Below are 20142 nucleotides of genomic sequence, written 5' to 3' on the forward strand. Positions count from 1 at the left end.
CTGACGTCGCCCGCACCGACCATCACAAACACACGACGGCACCGGGTTCTTTCGCCTGACGTCCGTCCCGAATGCGCGGAGGCTGCCCCATGGCATTGCTCAGCTTCGAAAGAAAATACCGCGTCCGAGGCGGGACGCTGATCGGGGGCGATCTTTTCGACTTCTGGGTGGGGCCGTTCTACGTCGGCTTCTTCGGTGTCACGACGATCTTCTTCGCCGCCCTCGGCACGCTGCTGATCTTTATCGGCGCGGCCTGGCAGGGCACGTTCAACCCCTGGCTGATCGACATCCGGCCACCCGACCTGGCCTATGGTCTGGGCCTTGCCCCCCTGATGGAAGGCGGGCTGTGGCAGATCATCACGATCTGCGCGATCGGTGCCTTCGTGTCCTGGGCCCTGCGGGAGGTGGAAATCTGCCGCAAGCTGGGGATGGGCTATCACGTGCCTTTCGCCTTCAGCTTCGCGATCCTGGCCTATGTCACGCTCAATGTGTTCCGCCCCGCGCTGATGGGGGCCTGGGGACACGGCTTTCCCTATGGCATCTTCAGCCATCTGGATTGGGTGTCGAACACCGGCTACGCCTACCTGCATTTCCACTACAATCCCGCGCATATGCTGGCCGTGACGCTGTTCTTCACGACCACCTTCGCGCTGGCACTGCATGGCGCGCTGATCCTGTCGGCGGCCAATCCCGAAAAGGGCGAAGAGGCCAAGTTGCCCGACAACGAGGACACCTTCTTCCGCGACTTCATCGGGTATTCGATCGGAACGCTGGGCATTCACCGCCTGGGATTCCTGTTGGCGATCAACGCCGTCTTCTTCTCGGCGGTCTGCATCATCATCTCCGGGCCCGTCTGGACGAAGGGCTGGCCGGAATGGTGGAACTGGTGGCTCGATCTTCCGATCTGGCCCGCAGCAGGAGGGTTGTGAGATGAGCTGGTGGCCTGAATATCAAAACGTCTTCACACAGGTCCAGGTTCAGGGCCCGCCCGAGATGGGCGTCGGCGGAGAGCCGGGCATGGAGGTCGAGCGCACCAAGGGCGCGTCCTTCAGCACCCTGGTCGGTCTGCTGGGCAATGCGCAGCTGGGTCCGATCTACCTGGGTTTCTTCGGGCTGATCTCGCTTGCGACGGGTACGCTGTGGCTGAACATCATCGGCTTCAACATGTTGGCGCAGGTGGGCTGGTCCATCCCGGAATTCATCCGGCAGCTGTTCTGGCTGTCGTTGGAGCCGCCCTCGCCGGAACACGGGCTGACCATGCCGCCGCTCAAGGATGGCGGCTGGTACATGATCGCGTCCTTCCTGCTGCTGGTGTCCGTCATCAGCTGGTGGTGCCGGACCTATCATCTGGCGCAGCAGCACAAGATGGGCAAACACGTCGCCTGGGCCTTTGCCTCCGCGATCTGGCTGTTCCTGGTGCTGGGTCTGTTCCGCCCGATCTTCATGGGGTCCTGGTCGGAAATGGTGCCCTACGGCATCTTCGCCCACCTGGATTGGACGACGGCATTTTCGATCCGCTACGGCAATCTCTACTACAACCCGTTCCACTGCCTGAGCATCGTGTTCCTGTATGGCTCGGTCCTGTTGTTTGCGATGCACGGCGCGACCATCCTGGCGGTCACCCGCTACGGTGGCGACCGGGAGCTGGAGCAGATCTATGACCGTGGCACGGCAACCGAACGCGCGGCCCTGTTCTGGCGCTGGACCATGGGGTTCAACGCCTCGATGGAGGGGATCCACCGCTGGGCCTGGTGGTTCGCGGTTCTGACCCCGATCACCGGCGGCATCGGCATCCTGCTGACCGGCACCGTGGTCGACAACTGGTTCATCTGGGCGCAGGAGCATCACTTCGCCCCGACCTACCTCGAGCCCTATGGCTACGAGTCCTATGTGACGGGAGGGGAGTGAGATGTTTCCGAAATGGTTCGACGACTGGAACGCTGAAAATCCCACCAATATCTTCGGTCCCGCCATTCTGGTGGGGACCGTGGGCGGGGCCCTGTTCGTGGCCGCGATGCTGGTCACCTGGGGGCAACCCTTCGAGACCGAAAGCACGCAGACCGGCCCGCGCGGGATCGGCATGTCGACCGTCGGTTTCGTGGGCGAGGCCCCGGACCCGACCCTGGCCGACTACTACACGGAGGAGCCCTATCCCCGCGAGGAGGGCGAACCCCTGGCCGGAGAGATCTACGAGAACGTGCAGGTCCTGGCCGGCGTCTCGGAGGGGAACTTCAACCGGCTGATGAACGCGATGACGATCTGGGTCGCCCCGGATGAGGGCTGTGCCTATTGCCACGCGGGTGCGGACGAAGGGAACTATGCCGACGACGGCCTTTATACCAAGGTCGTGGCCCGGCGGATGATCCAGATGACGCAATACATCAACGAGGAATGGGCGGGTCACGTCCAGGCCAACGGTGAAGTCGGCGTCAACTGCTATTCCTGCCACCGGGGCGAAGCGGTGCCGTCGAACGTCTGGTTCCGGGTCGATCCCGTGACCGAGGCCACGCGGGGCTGGGCGTCTGTCCAGAACCGGGCGACGATCCAGTCGGGGTCCACCTCGCTGCCGTCGGACGCCTTGCAGGTCTACCTCAGCGGGGATTACGCGCGGATCACGGTCCACGATCTGGAAAGCCGGGTCGAGGGCACGCCGGGCGAAGGCGACTACGCGTCCATTCAGGACACGGAGCGGACCTATTCGTTGATGAACTACTTCGCCAACTCGTTGGGCGTGAACTGCGTGTTCTGTCACAACAGCCGGGCGTTCTACGACGGTGGGCAGGTCACCCCGCAATGGGCCACGGCCTCGCTCGCCATCGAGATGGTGCGGGATCTGAACATGACCTTCCTGACGCCGCTTCTGGAAACGCTGCCGCCGGAACGGCTGGGCCCGGTCCACGCGGACGCGCCCAAGGTCGCCTGCGCGACCTGCCACAAGGGCTACAACAAGCCGATGCAGGGATTGAACGCGGTCGCCGATTGGCCCGAGTTGGCCAGCTCGGAGCCGCCGGTCTACCAGTAAACCCACGCGACAGAATGACGACGCCCGCCAAATCTGGCGGGCGTTTTCGTTCGAACAGGGACGTTGCCCGGCAAGGGGGTCAGCGTCGTGTGTGAATATTTTTGAAACAAGGCAGCCGGGGGGCGCAGCGCCGCCCCAGGGCCGCGCGTCAGGCGGTGCCTGTGGCTTCGCCAAAGATCGCGGCGTGGTGATCGCGCATGTAGATGCGTAGCCAGGGCGTGAATTGGGCCGGGGTTTCCGCCACCTCCGCCGCCAGACGGTCAAGCGGGATCCAGCGGGTCGCCTGAACCTCTTCGGGGTTGAGCGTCAGCGGCAGGTCAGCCGCAGCATCGGCCACGAAAACCTCGACCACCTCGTGCTCGATCAGGCCACCGCCGACATCGGCGCGATATTCCAGCGTGCCGCGCGCGCGCAGGGTCAGGCCGGTGATGCCCAGCTCTTCCTCCAGCCGGCGGGCGGCGCAGGTCGCGTCGTCCTCGCCCCAGTGGGGGTGGGTGCAGCAGGTGTTCGCCCAAAGGCCGGGTGTGTGGTATTTCGACGCCGCCCGCTGCTGGATCAACAGGCGCGGCCCATCCATCACAAACACCGACACCGCCTTGTGCCGCAGCCCGCGTTCGTGGACCGACAGTTTTTCCACGGGGGTCAGCGTGCCGTCGACCCAGGCGGGAATCATCGCGGTCATGCGCGACCGGTGGCGGGGATGATCCCCATCAGATGCGCCAGGTTCTTCACGCCGATCTTCAGGTGTGCCATGGGGCGGGCCCTCACCAGTTCCTTGTTCATATAGGCCTCGAACGTCAGCCGCTGCACATCGACATCATGGCACAGCGTCACGAACCGTTCGCGCCGGTCGTCGGACTTGTAATAGGCGTCCTGCATGGCGCCAAGGATGCGGAACACGGCCTTGTGGTCCTTCATGAACAATTTGCGCGCCGCAGCCAGGTGTTTGGCCTGGCCTGTGGCCAGCACCTTTTCGCAGGCGACGGCGGCCACACGGCCGCCAACCATGGCGTAGAAAATACCTTCACCCGACGAGGGCGCGACCACGCCGGCCGCATCCCCTGCCAGAACCAGGTCACGCCCATTGTCCCAACGGTCGAGCGGGCGCAGCGGGATCGGCGCGCCCTCTTTCCGGATGGTGCGGCAATCGGCCAGGCCAGAGGCCGCGCGCAGCGCCGCGGTCGCCTGTTTCAGGTCGACGCCGTCGCGGCCCGTGCCCATGCCGACGCTGGCCTGCCCGCCGTGGGGAAAGACCCAGCCGTAGAAGTCCGGGCTGATGGTTCCGTCATAGATCACATCGCAACGTTCCGGGTGGTAAGAGCCGCGCGCCTCGGGGGCCTCGATGATTTCGTGGTAGGCGATCACGTAGGGGATGGCCTTGCCGCCCTTGACCTCGGCGCGGGCGACATTCGATCGGGCCCCGTCGGCACCAATGACCAGCCGCGCGTCCAACCGGATTTCCGCCCCGCTGGCCTTGTCGCGGTAGATCACGGTGGCGACGTTGCCCGCTCGTTCGATCCGCAAGAACGTGCCGGTCTTGCGAGACGCCCCCGCCTCGGCCGCGCGGACCCGCAGGAATTCATCGAAATGTTCGCGGTCAACCATGCCGACATAGCCGTCTTCGATGGGGATATCGACCTGGCGCCCCGTGGGCGAAATCATGCGGGCGGTGTTGATCTTGGCGACCAGCTGCGTGTCGGGGATGTCGAAGTCGCGGATCAGGCGCGGAGGCACGGCCCCACCGCAGGGCTTGATCCGGCCCGCCCGATCCAACAGCGCGACAGACCGCCCCGCCTGTGCCAGGTCATGGGCCGCGGTGGCGCCCGATGGACCGCCCCCGATCACGATGACGTCGAATGTCTCTGTCATGGTCTATTCCCCCGGTAGGATGGCGGGCGTGGGGCCCAGGATGCGGGCAGCCATCAGGGCGGCTGCCAGAAACAGCAGGGCCTCGATGGTGAAAAGCGTGCCGTAGGCTGCGGGCGCGGGCAGGATCAGACGCAGGATGTCCAGCGTGGCGGTCGCCGCGATGCCGGCCAGGCCCGCGGCAATGGCCTGCGCCGCACCGAAGACGCCCATTGTCGTGCCCTCGGCCCCCTGGCGGTCAGACGCCAGCCGCATCATCGACCCGATGGCCCCCACCACGAACAGACCGTTGCCAAGGCCCAGCGTGACCGTCGCAGGCATCAGCGGCGCGCCGCTGCCCATTGCGATCAACCCGACGGCCGAGACGACGCAACCCACCATCGCCCAGATCCGCAGGGACCCGATCCGAAGCTGCGTCAAGACGCCTGCGCCGATCATGCCCAGCAGGGCCGCGCCGTCCTTGCCGCCCGACAGTTTCGTCGACTCCGACGGGGACAGCCCGTGCACATGGCCCGCGAATGGCTCAAAGATCAGCTCCGACAGGTAGAACGCCAGAATGGACAGAAAGACGAACCCGGTAAAACGCCGCGCGCCCGGATCGGCCCAGGTCTGTGCCAGGGCTTGTCGCAGGGGCGGCGCGCTGGCCGGGGCGGGGGTGTCACGGTCCATGCCCCAAGTCGCGATGACCGTCAGCACCATGGCCACCCCAACGGCCACGCCCACCACGGTGGTCAGGCGCTCGGGGGAATAGGGCTCCAACGCGGCGCCTGTCCCGACCGAGGCGGCGATGGCCCCGGCGATCAGCATCAGCCATGCCAGCGTCGCGGCGGCCCCGCGTTTGTCGGACGGGGCCACCGTGGCCAGCAGCGCCAGGAACGAGGTGCCCGCCGCGCCGATACCAACCCCAATGGCGGCATAGGCCAGAACCCAGACCGTCAGCGCCCAGCCGGTCGGCAGACCCACCGCCGATGCCGCCGCCAGAACGCCCGCGCCCAGCACCGCCATGCCACCCAGGATCACCGGCACCCGAGCGCCTGCGCGATCCGATCGGTGGCCCCAGGCGGGGCGCGTGATCTGCACCGCATAATGCAAGGCCACCAGCAGACCGGGCAGCAGGGCGGGCAAGGCCAACTCGACCGTCATCAACCGGTTGAACAGGTTGACCGGCAGGGCCGCCATGCCGCCGATGGCGGCATTGACCAGGCACAGGCGCGCGATGCCAGCCCAGCACATCACAGCGCCCTCAGCGCGACGGCGGCGACCATCATGCCCGCGACCGAAAGCAGAACCCCGGTGCCATTGTACCAGGGCGCCAATGCCTTGGGGTCGCGCAACATCCGGCGCATGGCCAACAGTTGAAGCGCGATCAGCCCCGCGATGATCGCCGCGTGCACCGGGCGATCCCATGCCAGCAACGCGGCGACAACGGCCACCTGCGGCAGGGCCATGATCCAACAGGCGACCCGCGCCGCCCGGTCCGGGCCCAGCGTCACCGGCAGGGAATTGACGCCGTGCTGTCGGTCCCCCTCCAATGCCTTGAAATCGTTCAGGGTCATGATGCCGTGGGCCCCGATCCCATACAGACCCGCGATCAGGATCACCCGCGCATCCGGTGCGCCCGCCGCCAAAACGGCGGCTCCGGTGATCCAGGGCAAGGTTTCATAGCTCAGGCCGACCAGACCCGGCCCCCACCAGCCGGATCGCTTGGCCCGCACCGGTTCCGCAGAATAGGCCCAGGCGGCGATCACGGCCAGCACGGTTGCGCCGAACCCCCAAGGCCCAAGCGTGGCCCCCAGGGCCAACGACAGAACCGTCATCGCCAAGGCAATCCAAAGCCCCCAACGGCCCGGCACCCGGCCCGACGGGATCGGGCGGTCCGGCTCGTTCACGGCGTCGACGTGTCGGTCGCACCAATCGTTGGCGGCCTGGCTCATGCCGCAGACGATGGGGCCCGCCAGAAAGACACCGGCCAGGACCAACATCGGTTGCGACCAGGGCGATACCCCGGACGACACGACGCCGCACAGGTAGGCCCACATCGGCGGGAACCAGGTGATTGGCTTGATCAATCGCAGCATCGCCGAGGGTTCGGGATAGCGGCGTGGCAAGGCTGAGTGTAAATCGGACGTGACAGTCATGTGTGTAGCGTAGACGATACACATACGATGTCACAAGAGGTTTACACCTCCGGGTCGCCCCGTTCCAGCAGACCGTACTTACGCAGTTTGACATAAAGGCTCTGACGGCTCAGCCCCAGCATTTCCGCCGCGGCGACGCGATTGTTTTCCGTCAACTCGACAGCGGCCTCGATGCATTGTTTTTCAATGACATCCGTCATCGAAGCGACGATATCGCGCAACGGCGCGGATCCGACCAGCGCGCGGGCATTGGACCCGCCAGCCGGCTCGTTCGGGCCTTCGGCTGCACCATCTTCTCGCAGGGCGGCGGTTCGTCCGACTTCGCGCAGAATGATTCCATGGCCCCCGGTCTCGCCAAGCGGTACCCCGGACACCTCGACCGCAAGCTGAGATCCGTAGCGCGTGATCAGTCGCGTGGCATAGGCACCGACCTGCGCCGGATCCGTGATGACCTTCAGGTCGATCCCGCCCCGCGACAACAGATCCTCGAACGCGGTCCCACGCAGTTCTGCCACCGCGTCCACATCCATCATCGACAGAAAGGCGTCGTTGGCCTGGGTCACACGGTTCTGCGCGTCGACAAAGACGATTCCCTCGGCGGCACCACGATACAAAAGGCTCAGCAGACGGGTCATCGGGTCGGCAATCGGCAGGCTCGTATTGGCTGCCGGGGTTTCGATTCGGCACAACAACACCCGCTCGCCCGCGTTGCGGAACAGGGTCGGGTGGATCGTGACCTGCTGCCCTGCTTGCCGGCGCAGTTCGACGGTGAGACCGGTACGGCCATCGGCCTGGGCGATCTTGCACAGCTCGTCGATGAACTCCGCGCGGCGACGTCCTTCGAATTCCTGGGTAAAGGCCCCGCCGTTCATCGACGCGGTCTGGCCGCCCAACAGGGTGGCCGCCCCGGAATTGAGGTCCAGCATCCGGCCAGACACGACATCCACCAGAACCAGCGCATCGCGCGCCGCCTCCAACAGGACGCGGTAGCGGGTTTCATAGACGCGCTGGGCCTCGTAATCCTTTTCCAGGGCCAGCTGCGCGCGGACCAGGCGCTGCTGCAACTCGGCCACGGGACGCAGGTCGCGGCCCAGCATCAGAACACGGCCATCCCGACCGGTCTTGTGCAGGGTATAGCGGACCGGGAAGTCCCAGGCGGCCCCATCCAGGTGATTGACTTCGATGCTGTCGGGCCGGGCGCGGTCGTCTTTCAGAACGGCTTCCAGCTGGGCCATGACCTTGCGGGTGCTGTCCGGGGCGAGAAATTCGGTGATGCGCCGCCCTTCCCAATGGCCGATCTGACCCAAGGCAGAATTCAGCGGGTTGGTGGTGACAGAGACGACCGTGCCGCTTTCGGACAGGATGATCGCCAGGTCGGCGGCGGTCGCAACGATGTCGCCGAAATGCTCCGGCGCGATGCGCGGGCCAGACCTTTCGTTCCAGAAATCGCTTTCACGCGTGTTCATCCACTACCCCTTGCGGTTAGCCGCTTCGTATGTCCGGCAAGATCATACATCGCAAAGGGTGCCTTTGTGAATGCGCACCGGCACATCGAGGTCACAATAGCGCAAGGCCTCGCCCAGATTGCTGGTTGCAAGGTCGGCGCCCGCACGGTGGCATTCTGCGAAATTCGCCTCCATCGCCGGGCCGCCCAGCACGATCGGAACCGCACGGGGAATCGCGCGCCGCAGGGCAGTGAACAGGTCGGGCATGCGCGCAACCGATCGGTAGCTGCCGGCGGAAACCAGGATCGCATCCGGTGCCGCCCGCGCGGTCAGCGCCAAAAGTTCGTCGGTCCGCACGCCCGACAAAAGCCGGACCGGAACGCCAAGGCGGCGCATGTGTTCAGACGCAAGAAACGCGGGCAGGGTATGCTGTTCCCACGCGGGGACAATCATCACCAGGCTGGCGGGCCCCCTGGACGGTGCATGCCGCGCGCCGAGGTTGCGCACCGCATCCTGCAGGCGGGTGGCGGCGATCGTAACCTCTGCAAAGGACAACCTGTCATGATTCCATCCTTCCTCCAGCCGTCTTGCGACGCGGGGGAAGACGGTGCCGATCAGGTCGTGAGCCAGTCCGATGTCGCCCTTTGCATGATGCAGAAGCTGGCGGCGCGGTCCGTCTTCGGGGTGCAGGAAGATTCCCTCGGCCAGATGGCTGAGCGCGTCGCAGCTGTTGGAGGCTTGCGGTTGCAACCCCGCGTGCGTCGCCACGCGGACGATCACGCTTTCTACCCGTGCGGGCAGCGGCCCTGCGCGGTCGAATCCTGCCATGTCGATCTTGCCTGCCACGTCGCACATCTCCCAAGGCGATAAGGGCGGATCGTCTGACTAGACGCCGAACCGCGCAGTTTGTCAAACAAACCTGACACTATTTTCCTGCTATATCGTCCACACTATCTGACAATCAGTACTGTCAATGTGTAAGAGAAAGTTGACAACATGGGCGTCAATGCGGTGATACTGTCCAAATAGAGGGGGAGTCGCCGCGATGAACGTGTCGAACCAAACCGACCGAGGGACGCGGCTGTATACACCGCAAGAGAGGGCGCGGCGCGATGCCAGCGTCTGGACCCTCGTGCAGGGAGTCCTCGCCCCGGTTCAGTTTCTCGTCTTCCTGATCTCGCTGGCCCTGGTCCTGCGCTACCTTGCGACCGGCGCGGGGTATGGCGCGGCCACGGTGTCGGTGGTGATCAAGACCGGCGTGTTGCTGACCATCATGGTCACGGGGTCGATCTGGGAAAAGGTCGTCTTCGGTCGCTGGCTCTTTGCGCCTGCGTTCTTTTGGGAAGACGTCGTCTCCTTCGGGGTGATCGCGCTGCATCTGACTTATGTCTGGATGCTCTGGTCCGGTGGGTTCACGCCCGCCGCGGAAATGGCCTGCGCCTTGGCCGCCTATGCCGCCTATCTCGTCAACGCCGGACAGTTCCTTTGGAAACTGCGCATGGCCCGCCTGCAAGGGATCCCGGCATGAACGACGCGACGCCCCTCGGCTGCACCGCCACCCCCGTCCTGCGCGAACGCGGCCAGCATGAGGTGTTCTGCGGGCTGACCGGGATCATCTGGCTGCACCGCAAGATGCAGGATGCGTTCTTCCTTGTGGTCGGCTCGCGCACCTGCGCGCACCTGCTGCAATCGGCTGCGGGCGTGATGATCTTTGCCGAGCCCCGCTTTGGCACCGCCATCCTGGAGGAAGGCGACTTGGCCGGGCTGAAGGACGCCAACGAGGAATTGGACCGCGAGGTCGCGCGCCTGCTGGACCGGCGCCCCGACATCCGGCAGCTGTTCCTGGTCGGGTCCTGCCCGTCTGAGGTCATCAAGCTGGATCTCGCCCGCGCCGCGGAACGCCTCAGCGAACATCACGCCCCCCACGTGCGGGTTCTGAATTTCTCCGGCTCCGGTATCGAGACGACCTTCACCCAGGGCGAAGACGCCTGTCTGGCCGCCATGGTTCCGGGTCTGCCCGCGACCGACGCGGCGAACCTGCTGCTGGTCGGGGCCCTGCCCGACGTGGTGGAGGATCAGGCCCGCGACCTGCTGGCCCGCCTGGGCATCGACCATGTGCAGGTTCTGCCGGGCCGCCGCGCCGATCAGGACCCGGCCGTCGGGCCGAACACCCGCTATGCGCTGCTACAACCTTTTCTGGGCGATACGGCCGGGGCGCTTGACGGTCGGGGTGCGCTACGGATCGCCGCGCCTTTCCCGTTCGGAGAAGAGGGGACGACGCTCTGGCTACGCGCCGTGGCGCAAGCCTTTGACGTCGATGCCGAAATTTTCGAGGCAGTGACCGCCGCGCCGCGCGCCCGCGCCCGCAAGGCGGTGGCCGCTGCCGCGGAAACCCTTTCGGGCAAGCGCGTCACCTTCCTGCCTGACAGCCAGCTGGAAATCCCGCTGGCACGTTTTCTGACCCGCGAATGCGGCATGGAGGGGGTGGAGGTCGGCGCCCCCTTCATCCACGCTGGCATCATGGCCGAAGAGCTGGCGCTCCTGCCCGCCGGTCCCCGCCTGGCCGAAGGGCAGGACGTGGAGAAACAGCTCGACCGCCTGCGCGCCGACCGCCCCGATCTGACCGTCTGCGGTCTGGGCCTTGCCAACCCGCTGGAGACGGAGGGCCTGACGACCAAGTGGGCCATCGAACTGGTCTTCACGCCGGTTCATTTCTACGAACAGGCTGGCGATCTGGCCTCGCTGTTCGCGCGCCCGCTGCGGCGCAAGGAACTGTTGGCCAAATCCGCGCCTCTTCCTCTGGCCGAAAATACCGCGGGGGTGCGGGGGCTGGCCCCCGCTCCGACGCTGCCATGAAGTTGACCGTCTGGACATACGAGGGCCCGCCCCACGTCGGCGCGATGCGCGTCGCGACCGGGATGGAGGGGCTGCACTACGTGCTGCATGCGCCGCAGGGCGACACCTATGCCGACCTTCTGTTCACCATGATCGAACGGCGCGGCAAGCGCCCGCCGGTGACCTATACCACCTTCCAGGCCCGCGACCTGGGGTCCGACACCGCGACGCTCTTCAAGGACGCCTGCCTGGCCGCCTATGACCGGTTCAAGCCCGAGGCGTTGATCGTCGGCGCCTCCTGCACCGCCGAGCTGATCCAGGACGACCCCGGCGGTCTGGCCGAGGCCCTGGGCCTGCCGATTCCGGTCATCGCGCTGGAGCTGCCGAGCTATTCCCGCAAGGAGCTGTTTGGCACTGACGAGACGTTCTATCAGCTCTGCCGCCACCTGGCGAAACCGATGGACCGCACGCCCGAGGTCAGCTGCAACATCCTGGGCCCCGTGGGCCTCGGCTTCCGCCACCGCGACGATGTCGAAGAGGTGACGAAGCTGCTGGATGCAATGGGTATCGCGGTGAACGTGGTTGCACCGATGGGCGCGCGGCCGTCTGACATCGCCCGTCTGGGCGCCGCGCATTTCAACGTCGTGCTTTACCCCGAACACGCCGAGACCGCCGCCCGCTGGTTGGAGCGGGAGCATGGCCAGCCCTTCACCGACGTCATCCCGATCGGCGCACGGGCGACCGCCGGGTTTGTACAAAACGTGGCAAAACTGGCTCAGGTTTCCCCCAAAATGGACCAAACCGCGTTGCGCCAACCCTGGTACGCCGCCTCGGTCGACAGCACCTATCTGACGGGCAAGCGGGTCTTCGTCTTTGGCGACGCCACTCACGCCATGGCCGCCGCCCGCGTCGCCCGCGACGAGATGGGTTTCGAGGTCTGCGGGCTGGGATGCTACAACCGTGAATTCGCCCGCCCTGTCCGCGCGCTTGCCCGGGAAATGGGCGTCCCCGCCACGATCACCGACGATTATCTGGAGGTGGAGCGCGCGATTGCCGATGCCGCGCCCGAGATGATCCTGGGCACCCAGATGGAACGCCACATCGGCAAGCGTCTGGGCATCCCCTGCGCGGTCATTTCCTCGCCCGTCCATGTACAGGATTTCCCCTCACGCTATTCCCCGCAAATGGGAATCGAGGGCGCGAACGTGTTGTTCGACACCTGGGTTCACCCCCTTGTCATGGGGCTGGAAGAGCATCTGTTGACAATGTTCCGCGAGGATTTCGAGTTCTCCGACGCGGCCGGTCCAAGCCATCATGGTGGCGCGCCTGCGGCCCGCGCCGAAGGGGGGCCAGCCCCCCGTCCTGCGGACCCCCCCCGGAGTATTTCTGCCGAGAAGAAAACCCTGGAAGAGATCGTCTGGGGCGCCGCCGCCGAGAAGGAGCTGCGCAAGATCCCGTTCTTCGTACGTGGAAAGGCCCGCAAGAACACAGAGATTTTCGCAGCTAATCAGGGGGTTGCGGAGATTACGGTCGAAACCCTCTATGAGGCAAAGGCCCATTATGCGCGGTGATGGTCCCATTCCCTACCGCGTGGTGATCGTCACGCTGGACGCCCATGCCGCCGGACCGGTGGCGCGCGTCGGGCTGCGTCTGGCGGCTGAATTTCCGGGGCTGGAGGTCAGCGTCCATGCCGCCGCCGAATGGGCCGAAACGCCCGAGGCATTGGCAGTCGCGCAGGCCGCCGTCGCGCAGGCGGATATCATTGTCTGCGGCTTGCTTTTCATCGACGAACATCTGCGCGCCATCCGCCCGGCGTTGGAGGCACGGCGCGACGGCTGCGATGCGCTTGTCGGCATGGTGTCGGACCCCGACATCGTCCGGCTGACGCGCATGGGCGATCTGGACATGGCCAAGCCGTCGTCGGCGGCCGTGCAACTGTTGAAAAAACTGCGCGGGTCAAAGGCCCCTTCGGCGTCGAGCGGCGAAAAGCAGATGAAGATGCTGCGCCGTCTTCCGAAGCTTTTGAAATTCATTCCCGGCAAGGCGCAGGACCTGCGCGCCTGGTTCCTGTGCATGCAATATTGGCTGGGCGGGTCGGACGAGAATTTCGAGGGGCTTCTGCGGCACCTGTTGGGCCGCTATGCGCCCGGTTTTCAGACGGAGGCGGCGGCCCCGGTCGATTACCCGGACGTCGGGCTTTACCACCCGGATCTTGGCATCGTGGAAGATGCCGCCGCCCTGCCTGCGGCGGGCGAGGTCACCGTCGGTTTGCTGTTGATGCGGTCCTATGTCCTGGCGCGCGACACGGCGCATTACGACGCGGTCATCCGTGCCTTCGAGGCGCGGGGCGTGCGGGTTTTGGCGGCCTTTGCCGGGGGCCTCGATATGCGGCCTGCCGTGGCGCGGTATTTTGCGGGCGGGCGGATCGACGCTCTGGTCAGCTTGTCTGGTTTCAGCCTGGTTGGCGGCCCTGCCTATAACGACAGCGCGGCGGCGGTCGAGGTTCTGGCGGATCTGGACGTGCCCTATCTGTCGGCGCACCCGTTGGAATTTCAGACGCTAGGCCAATGGGGGGCTTCGGCGCAGGGGCTGGGCCCGGTCGAGACGACCATGCTGATCGCGCTGCCGGAAATCGACGGGGCGACCAACCCGACCGTCTTTGCGGGCCGCCATGACGCCGGCGGCTGCACCGGCTGCGTGCAGGCCTGCCAGGGCGGATCAGATCGTGCCATGGCCCCCTGTCCCGAACGGATTGCCCGGCTGGTCGAACGGGCGACGCGGTTGGCGCGGTTGCGCCGGGGGCGCGCGCCTGCGCGTCGGATCGGCATCGTTCTGTTCAACTTCCCTCCCAATGCCGGGGCGGCGGGGACGGCGGCTTATCTTTCGGTGTTCGAATCGCTTTGGCACACGCTGCGGCGGTTGGCGGCCGAAGGGCACGACGTGGACGTGCCCGCCGACGTGGCTGCCTTGCGTGCGCGGCTGCTGGACGGGAACGCCGCCACCTATGGCCAGGACGCCAATGTCGCGGCCCATATTCCGGCCGACCGCCTGGTGGCCGAGGACCCCTATCTGGCCGAGACCGAGGCCGCCTGGGGCCCCGCACCGGGTCGGGCACAGACCGATGGTGCGGGTGTCTTCGTTCTGGGCGCGCAGTTCGGCAACGTCTTCGTCGGGCTGCAACCGGCCTTTGGCTATGAAGGCGACCCGATGCGCCTGTTGTTCGAAAAGGGGTTTGCGCCGACCCATGCCTTCGGGGCGTTCTACCGCTGGCTCAAGACGGATTTCGGGGCCGATGTCCTTTTGCATTTCGGCATGCATGGCGCGTTGGAGTTCATGCCGGGCCGTCAGGCCGGGATGGGGGCCGCTGACTGGCCCGACCGCCTGATCGGGGATCTGCCGAACGTCTACCTTTATGCGTCCAACAACCCGTCCGAGGCGACCCTGGCCAAGCGCCGTTCGGGGGCCGTGACGGTGACCCATGTAACGCCGCCGCTGTTGGCGTCCGGGCTCTACAAGGGGTTGCTGGCCTTGAAGGACAGCGTTGATCGCTGGCGCGGCGGTGACAGGGGCGCAGAGCTGGCCGCCTTGATCGCCGATCAGGCGGCTGCGGTCGATCTGGACGGGGGCGATCCGGATGCGCTCTGGCTGACGCTGCTGGAGACGGAGGCCGCGCTGATCCCCGAAGGGTTGCACGTGGTCGGGGCCGATCTGACCGATGCGCAGATGGCGGCCTATCTGGGACACCTGCCGGGCGAGGCGCGCGCCGGAGCCGAAGCCGCCCTGCGGTCGAACGCGGAACTGGATGGCTTGATGCGGGCCTTGTCTGGGCGGTTCGTGGCCCCGGTGCCCGGCGGCGACCTGATCCGCGCGCCCGAGGTCTTGCCCGCGGGCCGCAACATCCATGCCTTCGACCCGTTCCGCATGCCCACCGCCTATGCGTTGCGCGATGGGGCGGCGCAGGCGGACCTGCTGCTGGCGACCCATGCGCAGATGCCCCGGTCGGTCGCGCTGGTCCTGTGGGGCAGCGACAACATCAAGTCCGATGGTGTACCGATCGGTCAGGCGCTGGCGCTGCTGGGCGCGCGGCCCCGGTTCGACCATTACGGCAGGCTGGCGGGGGCAGAGCTGATCCCCTTGGCCGAATTGGGCCGTCCACGCATCGACGTGGTGATGACGCTTTCGGGGATCTTTCGCGATCTTCTGCCGCTTCAGACACGCCTTCTGGCCGAGGCCGCCTGGCTGGCCGCCAGCGCGGAGGAGCCGGAGGACGCGAATTTCGTCCGGGCCCATGCGCGGGACTATGCGGCGCGCATGGGGTGCGACTTTGAAACGGCGGCGCTCCGGGTTTTTTCTAACGCCGAAGGGGCCTATGGGTCGAACGTCAATCACCTGGTGGATCAGGGGTGCTGGGAGGATGAGGGCGAGCTGGCCGATGCCTATGAGGCGCGCAAGAGCTTTGCCTATGGGCGCGACGGTAAGGCGGCCCGCCAGGGCGCGCTGATGCAGGCCGCGCTGGGCGATGTGGATCTGGCCTATCAGAACCTGGAATCGGTCGAGCTGGGCGTGACGACCGTCGATCATTATTTCGACACGCTGGGTGGCATTTCCCGCGCGGTGAAACGCGCCAAGGGGGTCGAGGCCCCGGTCTATATCGGCGATCAGACCACGGGTACCGCCAAGGTGCGGACGCTGCGCGATCAGGTCGCGCTGGAAACCCGGTCGCGCAGCCTGAATCCGCGCTGGTTCGAGGGCCTGCTGAAGCATGGGTCCGAAGGCGTCCGGATGATCGAGGCGCAGGTGACGAACACGCTGGGCTGGTCGGCGACGACGGGCGCGGTGGATCCTTGGGTCTATCAGAAAATTTCCGAGACATTCGTTCTGGACGAAGAGATGCGCCGCCGTCTGGCGGAGCTGAACCCAAAGGCCAGCGCCCGCATGGCCAACCGCCTGCTGGAGGCGGGGGACCGCGACTTCTGGCAGCCCGACGCAGAGACATTGGCTGCGCTTCAGGATGCCGCGGACGAGCTGGAAGACCGGCTCGAAGGCATCACCGTGGCCGCGGAATAGGAGAGAGACGACATGCCCAAGGATATCATCCCCGATCTGGGCCAGGACGGCGAAGGCTCCGTCCAGGTGCATCAGGACGAAGGCGCCAAGATCGAAGGGGCCAAGGTCTTTTCGGTCTACGGCAAGGGCGGGATCGGCAAATCGACGACCTCGTCGAACCTGTCGGCGGCCTTTACCAAGCTGGGCAAGCGGGTGCTTCAGATTGGCTGCGATCCCAAGCACGACAGCACGTTCACCCTGACGGGGCGGTTGCAGTCGACGGTCATCGACGTGCTCAAGGACGTGGATTTCCACGCCGAGGAGCTGCGCCCCGAAGACTTCGTCGCGGTGGGCTATGGCGGCGTGCAATGCGTCGAGGCGGGCGGCCCCCCGGCGGGCACCGGCTGCGGTGGCTATGTTGTGGGGCAGACGGTCAAGCTGCTGAAACAGCATCACATGCTGGAGGACACGGACGTCGTGATCTTCGACGTGTTGGGTGACGTCGTCTGCGGCGGGTTCGCGGCACCCCTGCAACATGCGGACCGGGCCTTGATCGTGACCGCCAACGACTTCGACAGCATCTATGCGATGAACCGGATCATCGCAGCGGTGCAGGCCAAGTCCAAGAACTACAAGGTGCGGCTGGCGGGGTGCGTGGCGAACCGGTCCAGGGACACCGACGAGGTGGATCGCTACTGCCGCACGGTTGGCTTCGACCGGATCGCGCATATGCCGGACCTGGACGCGATCCGCCGGTCTCGCCTGAAAAAGAAGACCCTGTTCGAGATGCCCGACGATGAGGACATCGTGCAATGTCGTGCCGAATACGTCCGCCTGGCCAAGCTTCTGTGGGACGGGACCGAGGGCAAGGCCCCCGCATCCCTGCCGGATCGGGAGATCTTTGAGTTGCTGGGGTTCGACTGATATGACCTACGCCGCCACCCGTTCGCGCGTCGAAAGCTATTTCGACGGCACCGCCACCAAGGTCTGGGCCGATCTGACATCGGATGCCCCGGTGTCCAAGGTGCGTGCGACGGTGCGCGCGGGCCGGGACCGGATGCGCGATGTGATCCTGTCGCGCTTGCCCGACGATCTGACCGGGATGCGCGTGCTGGACGCCGGCTGCGGCACCGGGGCCAAGACGGCGGTGCTGGCGGCGCGTGGGGCCGATGTGGTGGCGGTCGATGTGTCGCCCAAGCTGCTCGATATTGCGGCCAAACGCCTGCCTGACGGGCTACGCCCGCAGGTCGGCTTTGCCGCGATAGACATGTTTTCCCCTGATTTAGGGTCTTTTGACGCCGTGGTGGCGCAGGATTCGATGATCTATTACGGCGCTGACGATCTGGCCCGAAACCTTGATGCCCTGTCGGCGCGGTGCCCGCAGATCGTCCTGTCGGTGGCCCCCCGCACCCCGCTGTTGATGGCGATGTTCTGGGCGGGCAAAACCTTTCCGAGGGCCGACCGGTCACCCGCCATGGTGCCGCATTCCGCCGCCGATCTGGCCCCGCGCCTGTCGGCCCCGCTGACGCGGATCGAACGGGTGACCAGCGGCTTCTACATTTCCGAATGTCTGGAGCTGCGGGCGTGAGCCTGATGAAACATATCGCCTTGCGGGCGCTGCCGTTCTCGGACGCGGGGTCCGAGGGGCTGCCGTTGGCGCAACTGCTGCGGCTGTCGCTGTTCCAGGTGTCGGTTGGCATGGCCGCCGTGATGCTGCTGGGCACGCTGAACCGGGTGATGATCGTGGAGCTGGGCCTGTCGGCCTTCCTCGTCGCCGCGATGATCGCGTTGCCGGTCCTGATCGCACCGTTCCGCGCGTTGCTGGGCTTCAGGTCCGACACCTACCGCAGCGCCATCGGCTGGAAGCGGATCCCTTACCTCTGGTTCGGGACGCTATGGCAGTTCGGGGGTCTGGCGATCATGCCCTTCGCCCTGCTGATCCTGGGTGGCTACGATCAGATCCGCATCCCACCCTTCGCCGGCGAAGCCGCCGCCGCGCTGGCCTTTCTGATGACCGGCCTCGGCATGCACATGACACAGACAGCCGGTCTGGCCCTGGCGGCAGACCGCGCCGATGATGACACGCGGCCGCGTGTCGTGGCGCTGCTTTATGTGGCGTTCCTGGCCGGCATGCTGGTCAGCGCGCTGTTGATCGGCTGGCTTTTGCGAGACTTCGACGGCGTTCTATTGATCCAGGTGGTGCAGGGCACCGCCGTTGCAACGCTGATCCTGAACGTCATCGCCCTGTGGAAGCAGGAGGCGCTGCGCCCCACGACCCGCGCCGAGCGCGCCGCGCCACAGCCGGAATTCCGCGACGCCTGGGCCGATCTGGCCAGCGGTGGGACGGCGGGGCGGCTATTGCTGGCGGTGTTCCTGGGAACCATGGCGTTCAACATGCAGGATGTTCTGCTGGAACCCTACGGCGGTGAAATCCTGGGCCTGTCGGTGTCGAACACGACCCTTTTGACCGCGACCTGGGCCATCGGGGCGCTGGGCGCATTCACGCTGGCGGCGCGCTGGCTGGCGCAGGGCCTGAACCCGACCCGCATTGCGGCGCGCGGCGTTCTGGTCGGCGTCGGGGCCTTTTGCGCGGTGATCTTTTCGGCCCCGCTGGGGTCTGCTCCGCTGTTCTTCGCAGGCAGCGCGGGAATCGGGTTCGGCGGTGGGCTGTTCGCGGTCGCGACCTTGATGACCGCGATGACCCTGCCCACAGGCCTGGCCGGGCGCGGCTTGGCGCTGGGCGCCTGGGGCGCGGCGCAGGCCACCGCACAGGGCCTGTCGACCGCCATCGGTGGCGGGCTGCGCGACGCGGTCGACGCGCTGGCGATGAACGGGCTGCTGGGCCCGGCGCTCACTGCGCCGACGACCGGCTATTCCGTCGTCTATCACCTCGAAATCGGACTTCTCTTCCTGACGCTGGCGGCGCTTGGCCCGCTGGTGCGCAGGACCCGCACGACAGACAGACCCGACCCGAAGGAGGCCAGGATCGGACTGGCCGACTTCCCAACCTGACACCGGAGGACACCCCATGGTGGACGCCTTTTTCGGAAACTTCGACCTCGCCAGCCTGTCGCTTTGGCTGTTCTGGGGCTTTTTCGCCCTGCTGATCTATTACCTCCAGACGGAGAACATGCGGGAGGGTTACCCGCTGGAAAACGACGACGGGACGCTGGCCCCCAATCAGGGCCCATTCCCCTTGCCGTCGACCAAGACCTTCAAGCTGCCCCATGGCCGCGGAGAGGTCACCGTGCCCGACATGGCACCCGAGGGCCGGGAGGTTGCCTTGGTGAAATCCGACGTCTCCAACGGCTTTCCGTTCGAGCCGACGGGCGACCCGATGCTGGATGGCGTCGGCCCCGCCTCCTGGGCACCGCGCCGCGACGTGCCGGAACTGGACGGCCACGGTCACCCCAAGATCGCGCCGATGGCGGGTCTTGACGGCTTTCGCGTCAGCGCCGGGCGTGATCCGCGTGGTCTGCCGGTGATGGGCGACGACGGCCAGATCGCCGGCGAAGTCAGCGACATGTGGCTGGACGCACCAGAGCAGCATGTCCGCTATATCGAGGTCGACGTGCCGGACACCGGCAAACGCCTGATCCCGATCCAGCTGGTCCGGGTCCACGCCGACCACGTCGAGGTGAAATCGCTGCACGCGCGCCACTTTGCCCAGATCCCCGCGCATAAGTCGCCCACGCAGGTCACCCTGCTGGAAGAGGACAAGATCTGCGGCTTCGTGGGGGGCGGCAAACTGTATGCATCGCAGGATCGCCAGGATCCGTTGCTGTGACAT

The 20142-nt window shown here is 66.1% G+C and carries 17 protein-coding genes; 11 read left to right on the forward strand and 6 right to left on the reverse strand.

Annotated elements, in window-relative coordinates; genetic code table 11:
- Positions 1-89 precede the first annotated feature (89 nt).
- The 3 genes from pufL to pufC are packed head-to-tail and all read left to right on the forward strand — an operon-like array spanning position 90 to position 3022.
- Positions 90-929, forward strand: coding sequence for a photosynthetic reaction center subunit L (pufL, locus tag K3551_RS03290; RefSeq protein ID WP_259917646.1), 840 nt, complete (start codon positions 90-92; stop codon positions 927-929).
- Position 930: 1 nt separating this feature from the next.
- A complete protein-coding gene (gene pufM / locus K3551_RS03295; protein WP_259917648.1) occupies positions 931-1908 on the forward strand; it encodes a photosynthetic reaction center subunit M in 978 nt (325 codons plus the stop codon).
- A 1-nt stretch (position 1909) separates the two neighbouring features.
- The gene (pufC, locus tag K3551_RS03300) at positions 1910-3022 is read left to right on the forward strand and encodes a photosynthetic reaction center cytochrome PufC (RefSeq protein ID WP_259917649.1); all 1113 of its coding nucleotides are present in this window, start codon (positions 1910-1912) and stop codon (positions 3020-3022) included.
- A 148-nt stretch (positions 3023-3170) separates the two neighbouring features.
- Here the strand turns inward: pufC and idi are convergent, their stop codons facing one another.
- The 6 genes from idi to K3551_RS03330 are packed head-to-tail and all read right to left on the reverse strand — an operon-like array spanning position 3171 to position 9317.
- Entirely contained in the window at positions 3171-3704 is a 534-nt protein-coding gene (gene idi, locus K3551_RS03305) for an isopentenyl-diphosphate Delta-isomerase (protein ID WP_259917651.1), read from the reverse strand.
- Complete coding sequence (locus K3551_RS03310; RefSeq protein WP_259917652.1) at positions 3701-4891, reverse strand: geranylgeranyl diphosphate reductase; 1191 nt, start codon at positions 4889-4891, stop codon at positions 3701-3703. Before K3551_RS03310 ends, idi begins: the two co-directional genes overlap by 4 nt.
- Before the next feature lie 3 nt (positions 4892-4894).
- Complete coding sequence (locus K3551_RS03315; RefSeq protein ID WP_259917654.1) at positions 4895-6121, reverse strand: MFS transporter; 1227 nt, start codon at positions 6119-6121, stop codon at positions 4895-4897.
- The gene (gene chlG, locus K3551_RS03320; RefSeq protein WP_259917656.1) at positions 6121-7026 is read right to left on the reverse strand and encodes a chlorophyll synthase ChlG; all 906 of its coding nucleotides are present in this window, start codon (positions 7024-7026) and stop codon (positions 6121-6123) included. The genes K3551_RS03315 and chlG overlap by 1 nt, the downstream gene beginning before the upstream one ends.
- Before the next feature lie 41 nt (positions 7027-7067).
- Positions 7068-8492 (reverse strand): transcriptional regulator PpsR, encoded by a 1425-nt coding sequence (gene ppsR / locus K3551_RS03325; RefSeq protein WP_259917657.1) that lies wholly within the window; start codon positions 8490-8492, stop codon positions 7068-7070.
- Positions 8493-8534: 42 nt separating this feature from the next.
- Positions 8535-9317: a B12-binding domain-containing protein gene (locus K3551_RS03330; protein ID WP_259917658.1), complete on the reverse strand. Its 783-nt coding sequence runs from the start codon at positions 9315-9317 to the stop codon at positions 8535-8537.
- A gap of 199 nt (positions 9318-9516) precedes the next feature.
- Between K3551_RS03330 and bchF the strand changes: the two genes are divergently transcribed.
- The 8 genes from bchF to puhA are packed head-to-tail and all read left to right on the forward strand — an operon-like array spanning position 9517 to position 20139.
- Positions 9517-9999 (forward strand): 2-vinyl bacteriochlorophyllide hydratase, encoded by a 483-nt coding sequence (gene bchF / locus K3551_RS03335; protein WP_259917659.1) that lies wholly within the window; start codon positions 9517-9519, stop codon positions 9997-9999.
- Complete coding sequence (locus K3551_RS03340; protein WP_259917660.1) at positions 9996-11327, forward strand: ferredoxin:protochlorophyllide reductase (ATP-dependent) subunit N; 1332 nt, start codon at positions 9996-9998, stop codon at positions 11325-11327. The genes bchF and K3551_RS03340 overlap by 4 nt, the downstream gene beginning before the upstream one ends.
- Complete coding sequence (gene bchB / locus K3551_RS03345; protein WP_259917661.1) at positions 11324-12877, forward strand: ferredoxin:protochlorophyllide reductase (ATP-dependent) subunit B; 1554 nt, start codon at positions 11324-11326, stop codon at positions 12875-12877. The genes K3551_RS03340 and bchB overlap by 4 nt, the downstream gene beginning before the upstream one ends.
- Positions 12867-16373: a cobaltochelatase subunit CobN gene (locus K3551_RS03350; RefSeq protein ID WP_259917663.1), complete on the forward strand. Its 3507-nt coding sequence runs from the start codon at positions 12867-12869 to the stop codon at positions 16371-16373. The genes bchB and K3551_RS03350 overlap by 11 nt, the downstream gene beginning before the upstream one ends.
- Positions 16374-16385: 12 nt before the next feature.
- A complete protein-coding gene (gene bchL, locus K3551_RS03355) occupies positions 16386-17276 on the forward strand; it encodes a ferredoxin:protochlorophyllide reductase (ATP-dependent) iron-sulfur ATP-binding protein (protein WP_259917665.1) in 891 nt (296 codons plus the stop codon).
- A 1-nt stretch (position 17277) separates the two neighbouring features.
- Positions 17278-17940, forward strand: coding sequence for a magnesium protoporphyrin IX methyltransferase (bchM, locus tag K3551_RS03360; protein ID WP_259917667.1), 663 nt, complete (start codon positions 17278-17280; stop codon positions 17938-17940).
- Between the two features lie 5 nt (positions 17941-17945).
- Positions 17946-19364 (forward strand): PucC family protein, encoded by a 1419-nt coding sequence (locus tag K3551_RS03365; RefSeq protein ID WP_259919449.1) that lies wholly within the window; start codon positions 17946-17948, stop codon positions 19362-19364.
- A 16-nt stretch (positions 19365-19380) separates the two neighbouring features.
- Complete coding sequence (puhA, locus tag K3551_RS03370; RefSeq protein ID WP_259917668.1) at positions 19381-20139, forward strand: photosynthetic reaction center subunit H; 759 nt, start codon at positions 19381-19383, stop codon at positions 20137-20139.
- Positions 20140-20142: the final 3 nt, after the last annotated feature.

It is taken from the genome of Jannaschia sp. M317 (assembly GCF_025141175.1).
Classification (GTDB): domain Bacteria; phylum Pseudomonadota; class Alphaproteobacteria; order Rhodobacterales; family Rhodobacteraceae; genus Jannaschia.

What these genes read in the sequence shown, in the direction of transcription:
- puhA (WP_259917668.1), top strand. Translation starts at nt 19,381, where the DNA reads ATGGTGGACGCCTTTTTCGGAAACTTCGACCTCGCCAGCCTGTCGCTT.
- K3551_RS03365 (WP_259919449.1), top strand. Translation starts at nt 17,946, where the DNA reads ATGAAACATATCGCCTTGCGGGCGCTGCCGTTCTCGGACGCGGGGTCC.
- bchB (WP_259917661.1), top strand. Translation starts at nt 11,324, where the DNA reads ATGAAGTTGACCGTCTGGACATACGAGGGCCCGCCCCACGTCGGCGCG.
- pufL (WP_259917646.1), top strand. Translation starts at nt 90, where the DNA reads ATGGCATTGCTCAGCTTCGAAAGAAAATACCGCGTCCGAGGCGGGACG.
- chlG (WP_259917656.1), bottom strand. Translation starts at nt 7,026, where the DNA reads ATGACTGTCACGTCCGATTTACACTCAGCCTTGCCACGCCGCTATCCC.
- ppsR (WP_259917657.1), bottom strand. Translation starts at nt 8,492, where the DNA reads ATGAACACGCGTGAAAGCGATTTCTGGAACGAAAGGTCTGGCCCGCGC.
- bchM (WP_259917667.1), top strand. Translation starts at nt 17,278, where the DNA reads ATGACCTACGCCGCCACCCGTTCGCGCGTCGAAAGCTATTTCGACGGC.
- K3551_RS03310 (WP_259917652.1), bottom strand. Translation starts at nt 4,891, where the DNA reads ATGACAGAGACATTCGACGTCATCGTGATCGGGGGCGGTCCATCGGGC.
- bchF (WP_259917659.1), top strand. Translation starts at nt 9,517, where the DNA reads ATGAACGTGTCGAACCAAACCGACCGAGGGACGCGGCTGTATACACCG.
- bchL (WP_259917665.1), top strand. Translation starts at nt 16,386, where the DNA reads ATGCCCAAGGATATCATCCCCGATCTGGGCCAGGACGGCGAAGGCTCC.
- K3551_RS03315 (WP_259917654.1), bottom strand. Translation starts at nt 6,121, where the DNA reads ATGTGCTGGGCTGGCATCGCGCGCCTGTGCCTGGTCAATGCCGCCATC.
- K3551_RS03350 (WP_259917663.1), top strand. Translation starts at nt 12,867, where the DNA reads ATGCGCGGTGATGGTCCCATTCCCTACCGCGTGGTGATCGTCACGCTG.
- idi (WP_259917651.1), bottom strand. Translation starts at nt 3,704, where the DNA reads ATGACCGCGATGATTCCCGCCTGGGTCGACGGCACGCTGACCCCCGTG.
- pufC (WP_259917649.1), top strand. Translation starts at nt 1,910, where the DNA reads ATGTTTCCGAAATGGTTCGACGACTGGAACGCTGAAAATCCCACCAAT.
- pufM (WP_259917648.1), top strand. Translation starts at nt 931, where the DNA reads ATGAGCTGGTGGCCTGAATATCAAAACGTCTTCACACAGGTCCAGGTT.
- K3551_RS03340 (WP_259917660.1), top strand. Translation starts at nt 9,996, where the DNA reads ATGAACGACGCGACGCCCCTCGGCTGCACCGCCACCCCCGTCCTGCGC.